Origin of the sequence: Sphingomonas sp. 2R-10, from assembly GCF_030062225.1 — a bacterium.
GTDB lineage: Bacteria > Pseudomonadota > Alphaproteobacteria > Sphingomonadales > Sphingomonadaceae > Sphingomonas.
In genome coordinates this window covers 44,352-56,838 of record NZ_JASCXF010000031.1, presented here as the reverse complement: position 1 = coordinate 56,838, position 12,487 = coordinate 44,352, and the positions used below count along the sequence as shown (strand labels likewise).

Annotated in this window: 14 protein-coding genes and 1 tRNA gene; 6 read left to right on the top strand and 9 right to left on the bottom strand. The window is 66.6% G+C overall.

Features of this window, described 5'->3' with window-relative positions:
* Positions 1–24: 24 nt before the first annotated feature.
* The 3 genes from epsC to QLH51_RS14625 form a co-directional block, all read right to left on the bottom strand.
* Complete coding sequence (gene epsC / locus QLH51_RS14635) at positions 25–942, bottom strand: serine O-acetyltransferase EpsC (protein WP_125658114.1); 918 nt, start codon at positions 940–942, stop codon at positions 25–27.
* Positions 943–1,048: 106 nt separating this feature from the next.
* Positions 1,049–1,309 (bottom strand): hypothetical protein, encoded by a 261-nt coding sequence (locus QLH51_RS14630; RefSeq protein WP_125658117.1) that lies wholly within the window; start codon positions 1,307–1,309, stop codon positions 1,049–1,051.
* Between the two features lie 164 nt (positions 1,310–1,473).
* Positions 1,474–1,549, bottom strand: a tRNA-Ala gene (locus QLH51_RS14625).
* A 218-nt stretch (positions 1,550–1,767) separates the two neighbouring features.
* Here QLH51_RS14625 and QLH51_RS14620 point away from each other — a divergent pair.
* Both QLH51_RS14620 and QLH51_RS14615 read left to right on the top strand, forming a co-directional pair.
* On the top strand, positions 1,768–3,033 hold the full coding sequence (locus tag QLH51_RS14620; protein WP_206429042.1) for a DUF2171 domain-containing protein: 1,266 nt from the start codon (positions 1,768–1,770) through the stop codon (positions 3,031–3,033).
* 106 nt (positions 3,034–3,139) lie between these two features.
* Complete coding sequence (locus tag QLH51_RS14615; RefSeq protein WP_125658120.1) at positions 3,140–4,129, top strand: NADP-dependent oxidoreductase; 990 nt, start codon at positions 3,140–3,142, stop codon at positions 4,127–4,129.
* Positions 4,130–4,165: 36 nt separating this feature from the next.
* Here the strand turns inward: QLH51_RS14615 and QLH51_RS14610 are convergent, their stop codons facing one another.
* Genes QLH51_RS14610 through ypfJ form a run of 4 tightly spaced genes read right to left on the bottom strand, consistent with a single transcriptional unit; the run spans position 4,166 to position 6,141 of the window.
* The gene (locus QLH51_RS14610) at positions 4,166–4,345 is read right to left on the bottom strand and encodes a hypothetical protein (RefSeq protein ID WP_055763497.1); all 180 of its coding nucleotides are present in this window, start codon (positions 4,343–4,345) and stop codon (positions 4,166–4,168) included.
* A gap of 10 nt (positions 4,346–4,355) precedes the next feature.
* A complete protein-coding gene (locus QLH51_RS14605) occupies positions 4,356–4,805 on the bottom strand; it encodes a YaiI/YqxD family protein (RefSeq protein ID WP_125658358.1) in 450 nt (149 codons plus the stop codon).
* A complete protein-coding gene (locus QLH51_RS14600; RefSeq protein WP_125658123.1) occupies positions 4,805–5,269 on the bottom strand; it encodes a GreA/GreB family elongation factor in 465 nt (154 codons plus the stop codon). The genes QLH51_RS14605 and QLH51_RS14600 overlap by 1 nt, the downstream gene beginning before the upstream one ends.
* Entirely contained in the window at positions 5,269–6,141 is an 873-nt protein-coding gene (gene ypfJ, locus QLH51_RS14595) for a KPN_02809 family neutral zinc metallopeptidase (RefSeq protein WP_125658126.1), read from the bottom strand. The genes QLH51_RS14600 and ypfJ overlap by 1 nt, the downstream gene beginning before the upstream one ends.
* 128 nt (positions 6,142–6,269) lie before the next feature.
* Here ypfJ and QLH51_RS14590 point away from each other — a divergent pair, with 128 nt between their 5' ends.
* The 3 genes from QLH51_RS14590 to QLH51_RS14580 are packed head-to-tail and all read left to right on the top strand — an operon-like array spanning position 6,270 to position 8,865.
* The gene (locus QLH51_RS14590; protein ID WP_125658128.1) at positions 6,270–7,430 is read left to right on the top strand and encodes a patatin-like phospholipase family protein; all 1,161 of its coding nucleotides are present in this window, start codon (positions 6,270–6,272) and stop codon (positions 7,428–7,430) included.
* Positions 7,431–7,433: 3 nt separating this feature from the next.
* The gene (locus QLH51_RS14585; protein WP_125658130.1) at positions 7,434–8,219 is read left to right on the top strand and encodes a 3-hydroxybutyrate dehydrogenase; all 786 of its coding nucleotides are present in this window, start codon (positions 7,434–7,436) and stop codon (positions 8,217–8,219) included.
* Positions 8,220–8,226: 7 nt separating this feature from the next.
* Positions 8,227–8,865 (top strand): DUF4893 domain-containing protein, encoded by a 639-nt coding sequence (locus QLH51_RS14580; protein WP_125658133.1) that lies wholly within the window; start codon positions 8,227–8,229, stop codon positions 8,863–8,865.
* 312 nt (positions 8,866–9,177) lie between these two features.
* Here the strand turns inward: QLH51_RS14580 and QLH51_RS14575 are convergent, their stop codons facing one another.
* Positions 9,178–9,639, bottom strand: coding sequence for a hypothetical protein (locus tag QLH51_RS14575; protein ID WP_125658136.1), 462 nt, complete (start codon positions 9,637–9,639; stop codon positions 9,178–9,180).
* Positions 9,640–9,740: 101 nt separating this feature from the next.
* Between QLH51_RS14575 and QLH51_RS14570 the strand changes: the two genes are divergently transcribed.
* The gene (locus QLH51_RS14570; protein WP_125658139.1) at positions 9,741–11,879 is read left to right on the top strand and encodes a M3 family metallopeptidase; all 2,139 of its coding nucleotides are present in this window, start codon (positions 9,741–9,743) and stop codon (positions 11,877–11,879) included.
* Between the two features lie 25 nt (positions 11,880–11,904).
* Here the strand turns inward: QLH51_RS14570 and QLH51_RS14565 are convergent, their stop codons facing one another.
* Positions 11,905–12,474 carry a PRC-barrel domain containing protein gene (locus QLH51_RS14565; RefSeq protein ID WP_125658142.1) on the bottom strand — a complete coding sequence of 190 codons (570 nt, stop codon included), beginning with the start codon at positions 12,472–12,474 and terminating at the stop codon, positions 11,905–11,907.
* Positions 12,475–12,487: the final 13 nt, after the last annotated feature.

Sequence of the window (12,487 nt, the reverse complement as noted above, 5' to 3'; positions counted from 1 at the left end):
CCCCCCCCCCCCCCCCCCGGGCGCTCACCCGACCGCTACCGCCTCGGGCTGCATGATGACGCTCCCCGCCGCGACGTCCTGCAACAGCCAGACATTGCCGCCGATCACCGCCCGGTCGCCGATCGTTACCCGGCCGAGGATCGTCGCCCCGGCATAGATCACCACATCGTCGCCGACGATCGGGTGCCGCGCGATACGTTCGGCCGACGGACCACTTTCGGTTCGCGGCTGCGATCGATGCGGGGTCCGCGCGCCCAGCGTGACATGCTGGTACAGCCGCACCCGCGCGCCGATCACCGCGGTCTCGCCGATGACGACGCCGGTGCCATGGTCGATGAAGAAGCCCGGCCCGATCGTCGCGCCCGGATGGATGTCGATCCCGGTCCGCTCGTTCGCGATTTCCGAGATGATGCGTGCGACGATCGGCGCGCCGAGCGCGTCGAGTTCGTGCGCCAGCCGATGGTGTAGGATCGCGGTGGCGCCGGGGTAGCAGATGAGGATTTCGTCGACGCTGCGTGCCGCCGGATCGCCGCGAAAGATCGCCGCGACATCGGTATCGAGCAGCGCCCGCACCCGTGACAAGGTGCCGGCGAACAGCCGGACGATCTCCGCCGGGCGATCGTTCGCGGCCTCGACCCCGGCGGCGTTCCGCCAATAGGCGAATTCGGCGGCGATCGCCGCGTCGAGCAGCGCCAGCGCATCGGTCAACAGTGCCGCGACGAACCGGTCCTCGCCCGCGGCATCGCCGGTAAAGCCGCCGATCCGTCCCGGAAACAGGGCATCCGCCAGCAGCTCGACGGCACGCGCGATCGGGGCGCGGCGCGGAAAGTCGGCCGGGTGGCGGCGGCTGGGCTGTGCCTGCCGCCACGCCATTCGCGCGGTGGCGAGGGCACGGGTGGCATGATCGATCGCGCGGTGACGATCCTCGTCGGGCTCGGACATGGCATGGCTCGAACAAAAAGGGCCGGGCGGTTGCTGCCGCCCGGCCGAGGTTACGCTTAGGGAGCTACCTAGCGTCGCGGAGGCCGCGCCGGGGGCGCGGCGAAACTCAAAAAGCGTTGGCGACCGGATCGACCGCGTTCGTCGCCGGGGCATCGAGCAACGCATTGTCGCCGGACAGGGCGACGTCGTTGCCGAACGCGCTGTCGTTGCCGAACGTCGTGTCGTTCGCCAGCGGCTCGTCGAGCGTGGTCAGGTTGGTTTCGATCACGGCATTTTCGGCCGCGGCGTTGTCGGTCGCGCTGTTCCCCGAACAGGCGGTCAGGCCGAACAGCGCGATGGCCGCCAGCGGTGCGAAGGAAATCCTCAAACCCTTGTCTCCCGGTTGGTCGCCATCGGGCGACATCAACCCCGGTTGTAGCGGAGCGGGAGACGGGGGGAATAATCCCATTGCTTTAGTAGGGTATTATTTTCCTTTCAGCGGACACGCCCGATCAAGCGGCACGGTTTCGATGCTGGAAGGAAAGGCGGGGGTGGTGGAGCTGAGGGGAATCGAACCCCTGACCTCTGCAGTGCGATTGCAGCGCTCTCCCATCTGAGCTACAGCCCCGCCCCGTTCCCGGCATGGCCGGGGCCGTCCCCTTAGCGGCCCCGAAAAGCGGATGCAACGGGTCTCCTCGTAATTCGCCGAAAATCCCGCTGCGGCGACCGATCGCTACGGCGCGGCCCTTCGTCGCGCCTGCCCTGCACCACGGGAACCAACCGACGAGTCGGCGTTTGTCTGGATACGACACGGCAGCACTGCTGCTGCGCCGCGAAAACAAGAACATGAACCATCTGCAGGAGATTTTCATGGGCAACGATCGCTATTCGCGCGACGACGACTGGTCGCGGAACAACCGGAGCGACGACGGACGCTGGCGGGATGCGGAGGATCGCGGGCGTGGCGGCTATGGCGCACAGGGCTATGGCAGTTCGTCGTGGCAGGGCAGTGATCGCGATGATCGCGGCAGCCGCGACTATTATGGCGGCCGTTCGACGTCCGGATCGAGCTACGGCAGCGACCGCGGCCAACGCTACGATGCCGACCGCGGGCAGGGCTTTGGCAGCCGCGACTTCGACTATGGCGACCGTGGCGGTCGTTCGTACGGCGCACAGAGCGATCGCTATCGCGGCAGCTATGCCAGCGACGGCCATCGCTTCACCGAGCAGGGCGATCACAGCTACGGCGCGAACCGCGGCTATGGCAACGACCGTGGCTTCAGGAACGATCGCGATCGCGGCAACGACCGCTTCGGCGGAAACGACCGGTTCCGCGGCGATCGTCAGCGGCAGGACCTCGAGTACGACAACGCCGATCGCGGCTTCCTCGCGCGCGCGGGCGACGAAGTCCGCTCGTGGTTCGGCGACGAAGAGGCGGAACGCCGCCGCGAACGCGACCAGCGCTATGACGAGCAGATGGCGCGATATGACGACCGCCACGGCGACCATGCCTACCGGTCGTGGCGCGACACGCAGGTCAGCGCGTTCGACCGCGACTATGACGAATATCGTCAGGAAAATGCGACGAAGTTCCAGAACGATTTCGCTGCGTTCCGCACCGAACGCCAGACGCAGCGCGACAGCCTGACCCGCGTTGCGGAGCATATGGAAGTGGTCGGATCGGACGACGCGCATGTCGGCACCGTCGACAAGGTGCGCGGCGACCGCATCATCCTGACCAAGAACGATGCCGATGCTGGCGGCCATCACCATTCGATCCCCTCGCGCTGGGTATCGTCGGTCGATGACAAGGTGAAACTGCGCAAGACTGCGTCGGAAGCCAAGCAGGCATGGCGCGACGAGGAACAGCAGCAGGCGATGTTCCGCGATACGTCGCAGCAGCGCTATGGCAGCGACCGCTTCGGCGGCGGCGCGTCGAACGACGACCGGACGCAGGAAGCCAACCGCTACGGTACGTCGGGCACGACCGGCACGACGACGGGGCAGGCGCTGAACGCGGGCACCTCGACGACCGCCGGCACCGGCGTGACCGGGTCGACGAGCGACCAGAGCGATACCAATTTCAATCGCAGCTTCCCCGGCGCCTACTGAAGGGTTCGCGGTGGCGACAGGCGGAGGGGCTCGGGAAACCGGGCCCCTTTGCTTTTGGGGTGCGAGGCACTAGGTTGCTGTCTGAAACCGATATGGAGCATCGATAATGGCGAAGGCATGGCATCTGATCCGGCGGCCCAACGGAATGCCGGTGGCGGAGGATTTTGCGTTGCGCGACCTGCCGCAGCGCGATCTGGCTGAAGGCGAAGTGCGGATCGCCAATCGCTGGCTGTCGGTCGACCCTTATATGCGCGGGCGAATGAACGACGTGAAGAGCTACGTCCCGCCCTTCGCGCTCGATGCGCCGATGGACGGTGGCGCGGTCGGTGAAGTGATCGAAAGCCGTGCCGACGACCTGCCGGTGGGAACCCGCGTCCAGCACATGGCGGGCTGGCGCGACGAGGCGGTGGTTCCGGCCAGGGGGGTGCAGAAGCTCCCCGACCTCGACCTGCCCGATCAGGCGTTCCTCGGGGCGCTGGGCCTGACCGGCATGACCGCGTGGTTCGGGCTGCTGACCGTGGCCGAAGCCAGGCCGGGCGAAACGGTGTTCGTGTCGGCGGCCGCCGGTGCGGTCGGATCGGTCGTGGTCCAGATCGCCAAGGCGAAGGGCATGACCGTCATCGGATCGGCCGGCGGCGCAGAAAAGGTGGAGTGGGTCCGCTCGCTCGGCGCCGACAAAGTTATCGATTACAAGGGCGACGTGCCGCTGGTGAAGGCGTTGGGCGCGGCGGCTCCGGACGGGATCGACGTGTATTTCGACAATGTCGGCGGCGACCATCTCGACGCCGCGCTGGCGCACGCGAAGCAGGGCGCGCGTTTCGCGATCTGCGGCATGATCGATGGCTATAACGCGTCGCAGCCGATCAGCCTGCGCTACCTGATGCGCGTGATCGCCGCGCGCATCCGTGTGCAGGGCTTCATCGTCAGCGACTATCTTGGCCGCATCGGCGAGTTCCAGCAGGGGATGGGCGAGATCGTAGCCAGCGGCAATTTCCAGCGTGAGGAGACGGTCGTCGAAGGGCTGGACAACATGCCCGACGCATTCCTCGGCCTGTTCAGCGGCAGGAACAAGGGCAAGATGCTGGTCAAGCTGTAACGCCAAAATCCTCCCCGGCACGGGGAGGATTTTCCCTCAGCGCAGCTTCGCGATCTTCAGCCCGTCTTCCTTGGCGCGGTCCTTGATCGATTCTTCGCTGCGGGTCAGCGCCTTGGCGAGTGCCTTGAGCGCCATGCCCTTGCCCGCCAGCTGGTGCAGCTTCTGGATTTCGTCGGGGCGCCACGGCTGGCGGTGACGTTCGAATTTTTCGGCCATGGCGGTTCTCCTACCGGTTGCGGGCCAGCCGCACCAGCGCGGCATCGAGCGATTGCAGGAAGCGTGAGCGATCGGTCTTGCCGAACGGCGGCGGTCCGCCCAACTGGTCGCCGCCCGCGCGCAGATCCGCCATGATCGCCCGCATCGCGATCGCTCCGCCGATCGACGCGCCGGTGAACGGCTTTCCGTTGGGCGCGATCACGACTGCACCCATTTTCAGGCAGCGATCGGCCAGCAGGATATCGGCGGTGACCACCACGCTGTCCCTGTCCGCCGCTTCCGCAATCCAGTCGTCCGCTGCGTCGAAGCCGTCGGACACGACCACCCGCTCGACCCACGGCAGCACCGGTACCCGGAAGTGGCTGTTGCTGACCACCGACACTGTCGCGCCATGCCGTTCGGCGACGCGGTACACCTCGTCCTTCACCGGACAGGCATCGGCATCGACGAGGACGCGGATCATGGCTCGATCGGGCCGGTCTCGATCACCTCGATCGCGTCGCTCCGCCCGCCGAAATCGGCGGTTTCGCCCGCCATCAGCCCGGTCATCGCCAGCGCGAGCGGCGCGGTGAAGGGGATACGCCCCGCCGCCGGATCGGCCTCGTCGCTGCCGACCAGCTCGATCGTCCTGCGCTGTCCGTTCAACGCATAGGTAACGCGCGATCCGAAGCCGACCTCGTCGGTCGGGGTCGCAGCGATCTCCGCGGTCGAATGGCGCGTCCGCCAATAACGCAGGTCGCGGCGGATCGCCGTGATCCGCTCGGCATCGCCCTCCGCCGCCAGCTCGCCCTCCAGCCGCGCGACCTGTTCGGCCATCGCCGCCAGCCCGCGGCGGGTGACGAGATTGGGGCCGGGCGGCAGCGGCAGTTCGAAGCGCGGTTCCTTGTGCTCGTCGTCATCCTCCCGCCGGAACGCGACGCTCATCAGATCGCTCCCGAAAAGGTATCGCACTGCGCCGGGTCGCCGGTCTGCAATCCGCGCTGCAACCACTTCATGCGCTGCGCCGACGTGCCGTGGGTAAAGCTTTCGGGCGAGGCGCTGCTGCCTTGCAGGGTATCGTCGCCGATCGCCTCTGCGGCGCGCAATCCTTCCTCGATATCGCCGGGTTCCAACCGGTCGCGATTGCGCGCCGCCCAGACGCCGGCATAACAATCCGCCTGCAACTCCAGCCGCACCGACTGCGCATTGCCTTCCGCCTTGGGCAGGGTCTGCTGCGCGCGGCTGACCGCCTCGGCCTGACCGGTCAGGTTCTGGATGTGATGGCCGACCTCGTGCGCGATGACATAGGCCTGCGCGAAATCGCCCGCCGCACCGAAACGCTGCGACAATTCGCGGAAGAAGCCGGTGTCGAGGTACACGCCGCGGTCGGGCGGGCAGTAGAACGGCCCCATCGCCGACTGCGCGGCGCCACAACCGGACTGCGCGCCCTGCTGGTAGAATTTGAGCGTCGGCAACTGATACCGCTGCCCCTGTTCGCGGAAGATCGCCGTCCAGGTCTGGTTGGTCGATTGCAGCACGCGGCACGCGAACAGTTCCTCGGCGGTATCGCACGGCACGTTCCCGCCTTGCGATCCCTGCTGCGTGGTCGGCGCCTGTCCGCCCGTCAGCAGTCCACCGCCGCCCGAAAACATCAGGAACGCGACGACGACGATCGCGAGGATGCCGATCGTTCCGCAACCAAGACCACGCCCGAGCAGCAGCGGCAGGAAACCGAGCAGGTTCAACCCGCCGCCACCGCCGCCGCCACGGCCCAGATCCTCTACGTTGCTGGCGGGATCGAGATCGTCGAGGCGCATGGGCGGCGGTCCGTTCGTTGAAGGTGCGTACTGAAATGCGCGAAGCCGCCCCGATGTTGCAACCGTGCGCCGCGAAATCGGTTGTAACGGCGTTGAACCCTGATCCCATTGCGCGCAAAGTGTATCCGATGGCCGAAGCCGATCCCCGTTTGCGCCGACGATCCCAGACCGGCCTGCCGCTTCCCGACTGCGTCGCGCTGGTGCTGCAAGGGGGAGGGGCGCTTGGCAGCTACCAGGCCGGCGTGATCGAGCGGCTGGGTGAATCCCAGATCGAAATCGACTGGGTCGCCGGCATCTCGATCGGCGCGATCAATGCCGCGATCGTTGCCGGCAACCCCCCGGAACGTCGCGTCGAACGGCTGCGGCAATTCTGGGAGACGGCGGCGGGCGTCCTGCCGTGGTTCCCGATCCTGCCCGACGACCGGGTCCGCGAATGGGTCCATGAATGGTCGGCGGGCGTCGTGCTGGCGACCGGCGTTCCCGGCTTTTTCCGCCCGCGCGGGGTGCCGCCGCAATTCGCGCCACCGGGATCGCCCGCCGCGCTCAGCTATTACGACGTCGCCCCCTTGCGCGAAACGCTGGACGATCTGGTCGACTGGGACCTCGCCAATGACGGTCCGGTGCGGCTGTCGGTCGGCGCGGTCGAGATCGAGAGCGGCAATTTCGTCTATTTCGACAGCGCGCGCGAGCGGCTGGACGCGCGCCACGTAATGGCTTCGGGCGCCCTGCCGCCGGGATTGCCGCCGGTCGAGATCGACGGCCGCTGGTATTGGGACGGCGGGTTGGTCAGCAACACGCCGCTGACCCACATCCTCGACCATCAGCGCGATCCGATGCTGGTGTTCCAGGTCGACCTGTTCTCCGCCGAATCGGTAATGCCGCGCACGATCGGCGACGTGGTGGCGCGCGAAAAGGAAATCCGTTTCTCCAGCCGCACGCGGCAGGTCACCGCCGACCGGTTGCGCCTGCGGCAGGAGCGTGAACTGATCCGGCGGATGGTCGCCAAGCTGCCTGTCGAATTGCGCGACGACGCCGATGTGCGGGCGCTGGAGGCGATGGCCGACGAACATCCGCTCAGCCTCGTCCACCTGATCTACCGCGCCAATCGCTGGGAAGGCGGCGCGCGTGATTACGAATTCTCGGCGCGTGCGATGCAGGAGCATTGGGCCGCCGGCCGCGCCGCCATCGCCGACACCATGGCCAATGCACAGGTCGTCGCGCAGAATATCGTCGACGGGCGCACCGCCGCCTTCGACCTGACCCCCCATCTTTCCAAACGCCAAGGATAAGCGATGTTCCTGAAGGGCAAGACCGCGATCGTCACCGGTTCCACGTCGGGCATCGGCCTGGCCTATGCGAAGGCCTTTGCCGCCGAAGGCGCGACCGTCGTGATCAACGGCTTTGGCGATGCGGACGCGATCGAGAAGGAACGTGCCGCGCTGGCGGAGGCGAGCGGCGCGGAGGCACGCTACGACGGCGCCGACATGACGAAGCCCGATCAGATCGCGGCGATGGTCGACAAGGCGGCGGCCGAGTTCGGATCGGTCGACATCATCGTCAACAATGCCGGTATCCAGCATGTCGCGAAGATCGAGGATTTCCCGATCGATAAATGGGACACGATCCTTGCGATCAACCTGTCATCGGCCTTCCACATGATCCGCGCCGCCGTGCCACACATGAAGAAGGGCGGCTGGGGCCGGATCATCAACACCGCATCGGCGCACAGCCTCGTCGCCAGCCCGAACAAGTCGGCCTATGTCACCGCCAAGCACGGCCTTGCCGGGCTGACCAAGACGGTCGCGCTGGAAGTCGCGACCTGCGGCATTACCGCCAACTGCATTTCGCCAGGCTATGTCTGGACGCCGCTGGTCGAACAGCAGATTCCCGACACGATGGCGTCGCGCGGGCTGACGCGCGAACAGGTGATGAACGAAGTGCTGCTGGCGGCACAGCCGACCAAGGAATTCGTCACCGCCGAACAGGTCGCCAGCCTCGCGCTCTATCTGTGCCGTGACGAGGCGAAGGGGATCACGGGTGCGAACCTGTCGATCGACGGCGGCTGGACCGCTGCGTGATCGCGGCATGATCCGGGGCACCTGCATCGTCGGCGTCCTGCTGGGACTGCTGACCGGCGGCTGCGGGGGGCGGGCGGTGGCATCGTCCGGCGCCGCCGCTCCCGCCCGGCCCGATGGCGACGACTGGCGACGGGTGGCGACGCCGGCCGACCGCGACCGGTTGCGGCGGTGGCGCGATGCGTGGCTGACGGCATTGCCGCGCGCGCGGACGGCGGACCCGGGGGCGATCGCGGCGCAGGGTGCGTTGTTCGTGCCCGATGCCGCGCTGACCGGCGGGGCGCTGCCAGCCGGGCGCTATCGTTGCCGCGTCTACAAGCTGGGCGGCGCGGGCAGCGCGATGCGCGATTTCACTGCCTATCCCGCGTTCGACTGCGTCATCCGCGACGAAGGCCGTGTCCGCAGCTTCTACAAGGAAACCGGATCGCAGCGGCCGGTCGGGCTGCTGTTCCCCGATGGTGATCGCACTGTCTTCCTCGGCACGCTGCTGCTCGGCGACGAGCGCGCGGCGCTCCAGTATGGCCAGGATCGCGACCGCGACATGGCCGGCGTGCTGGAACGGATCGGCGAACGGCGCTGGCGGCTGGTCCTGCCCTACCCCCGGTTCGAATCGCTGCTCGACGTGGTGGAACTGGTGCCGGCGGAATAGGGGACGATCGCCTTCGGCTTTCCGCGCCGGACCACCGTTACTGCAGCCCGACGCCCGCCCCATTCATTACCCCGGACTTGCTCGAGACCTCTGCGAACGTCTCGAACAGAGCCAACGCCTCGCCGTACCCCGGCGAAAGCCGGGGTCCAGTTGGAAAGGCTTTTCCGTATCTTACCAATGCCCCCCAACTGGGCTCCGGCCTCCGCTGGGGTGACGTTTTCATGCAGATGTATCAAAATCCAGCCGCGAGAGGCCCCAGCCTGCCGGGGCGACGTCCGCGAAGAGCGAAGGGATGCACCTCGACGGCAGACGCTACGCCAGCGTCCGCCGCACCGTCTCGTAACAATCGTCGATATGCGAATTGCCGACCAGCTTCATTGCTCCGAAGCTGATGCCGGCGGCAGCGATCTGTCCGGCGAACGGCACGAAGCGTAGCAGCGACTTGCTGGCATAGCGGGCGCCGACCCGGCGGATCAGCATCGTCACCACCCGCCGCGTGATCGATCGCCCGATCACCCCGTTGCCCAGGTTGGCGGCGATCAGCAGCACCTGCTTCGCACGATCGGGCTCCAGCGCCAGCACCTGCTTCTCGCTCAGGCCGAAACGGCTGCTGATATCCGGCAGCAATTTCGTCAGGATGTTGGCGTCGACGATCAGGTCGGCACCGGGCACGGGCACCGCCGCCGCCCCCGCCGATACCAGCGCCCGCTTGGTCACCAGCTTGCGCGCTTCGTCGCGCACGCGGTCGAGTTCGGTCAGCGAAGTGATCTGCATGGTTGCCCCCTGTGGTTGCATTGCCGCATCAACGCCGATCTTGCCAAGCGGCTCCCGATCCCTAGTCTCGCCGATATTCGATATTCAGGACGAACTTGCTGATGATCGCACGGCTCGGCGCATTGCTCGCCACCACTGCTCTCGCGTTGCCACCGACTGCCGCCTTGCCGCAGACACCGGCTCCCACCGCCACCAGCGTCGATGCAACGCCGCTGACGGCGAAATGGCCGGGGCCGTATCAGGGGGTTCCGCCATGGGAAAAGGTGACGTCGGCGATGTTCCCCGCGGCATTCCCGGTGGCGATGGCCGAGATGCGCCGCGAGATCCACGCGATCCGCGACGACCGGCGGCCGGCGACGTTCCAGACCGTCATCGAGCCGATGGAACGGGCCGGCGACATGATGGACCGGGTCGGGGCGATGTGGGGCGTCTATACGAGCAACCTCGCGACGAAGGAGGTGCAGGCGCTCGATCGTGTCTGGTCGCCCATACGTTCGGCGTTCAACGACGAGCTGTTCCTCGATCTGAAGCTCTTCGCGCGGGTGAAGGCGGCCTATGATACGCGTACGAAGCAACACCTGAACCCGCAGCAGCTGCGTCTGCTCGAGCGGACCTATCGCAGCTTCGTTCGGCGCGGCAGCCTGCTCACCGATGCGCAGCGCGCGCAGGTGACCGGCCTCAACCAGCAGCTCTCGGTCGCGTACAACGATTTCAGCACGAAGGTGCTGGCGGACGAGGAGACGTGGATCGTTGTCGACGATGCGAAGCAACTGGCCGGTCTTCCCGACAGCTTCGTCGCCTCGCTGAAGGCGGCGGCCGAGGAGCGCAACCTGCCCGGCAAATGGGCGATCGTGAACACGCGGTCGTCGGTCGCGCCGGTGCTGACCTATGCCACCGACCGGGGTTTGCGCGAAAAGGTGTGGCGCGCGTTCGCGATGCGCGGCGACAACGGCAATGCCAACGATACCAAGGGAACGATCGCGGCGATCCTGAAGCTGCGGCAGGAGCGCGCGAAGCTACTCGGATTCCGCAACCACGCCTGGCTGCGCATGGACGATACGATGGCGGAGACGCCGGCAAATGCGAAAGCGCTGATGATGCGCGTCTGGCCCGCCGCCGTGGCGCGCGTGCGCGAGGAAGTGGCCGACATGCAGGCACTCGCCCGCAACGAGGGCGCGAACCTGACCATCGCGCCATGGGATTACCGCTTCTATGCGGAGAAGGTGCGCAAGGCGAAGTACGACCTCGATGAAAGCGAGGTGAAGCCGTATCTCCAGCTCGACAACATCGTACAGGCCGCCTTCTATGCCGCCGGCCGCCTCTACGACCTGAAATTCATCGAAAACACCGGGCAGATTCCGGTGTTCGAAAAGAATGTGCGGACGTTCGTCGTGACCGATACGAGGACGGGGCGGAACGTCGGTATCTTCTACCTCGACAATTTTGCGCGCAGCGGCAAACGCTCGGGGGCATGGGCGACCCGCTATCGCGGGCAGCGGAAGTTCGGCGGCGAGACGAACGTACTGGCGTCGAACAACAACAACTTCGTCAAGGGTGCCGACGGCCAGCCGACGCTCATCAGCCTCGACGATGCGACGACGCTGTTCCACGAATTCGGCCACGCGATCCATTCGCTGTTGCAGGACGTGACCTATCCCGGCCTGTCGGGAACGCCGCGCGACTTCGTCGAATATCCAAGCCAGGTGAACGAGAACTGGCTGCTGACCCGCGACGTGCTCGACCGGTTTGCCAGGCATTATCAGACGGGTAAGCCGATGCCGCAGGCATTGGTCGACAAGATCGAGAAGTCGTCGACCTTCAACCAGGGCTTCGCCACGGTCGAGTATCTCTCCTCGGCCATTGTCGACATGGAATTGCACGATCGCGAAACCCCGGTAACCGACGTCGCCACGTTCGAGCGCGATACGCTGGACAAGATCGGTATGCCGAAGGAGATCGTGATGCGGCACCGCCTGCCGCAGTTCAATCACCTGTTCGCGTCGGACGCCTATTCGGCGGGATATTATTCCTATCTGTGGTCGGAAACGATGGACGCCGATACGTGGGCGGCGTTCGAAGCGACCGGCAATGTGTGGGACAAGGCGACGGCGGACCGTTTCCGCAAGACGCTGCTGGCGACGGGCAACGAAACCGATCGCAAGGAAGCCTATCGCGCCTTCCGCGGCCGAGACCCCGACGTGACCGCGCTGTTCAAGCGCCGCGGATTTCCGGTTCGGTGAATCCTCCCCGGCACGGGGTAGCCCGTCAGGGCGCCTCCGGCCAATGGGTCGCTTTCACCAGGGGCCTCCGGCGAATGTCGTCGGACGACAATTCCGTCCGCACCCCGTCCTTGCCGAAGCGCAATTCCGCCGGATCGAGTTGATGCAGCGTCTCGCCGACGCCGCCGACGCCGCCGGTGCTGACCACGACATAGGCGATGGCATTGTCGTGACAGCACAGCATCGCATCGACCACCGTCCCGACCGCTTCGTCGTCCGGGCCGCTCACCCGCGCCCCGACGACGGCCCCCGCCGCATAGAGCGACGGCACCGCAGCCCGGGCGCTCGCGTCCGTGGCCGCGCTGCTGCCCTTGTCGTAGCTCGCCTGCCGCCCCAGCCAGCGCCAGATGCCGACCACGTTCACCACCGTCAGGAAAGCATTCGACAGCACCAGATTGGTCTGCCCGCTGCTGAACCCCACCGTCGTCCACGCGACGGACCCGATGCAGAACACCACGAATCCCCATCCGGTGATCCGCGCGCCGAGATTGGCGGCGGTCATCATCGCGGCGATCATCGTCGCGGTCGGCGCAATCCATCCGGCGAGATCGGCCATTCTTTTCTCCGTT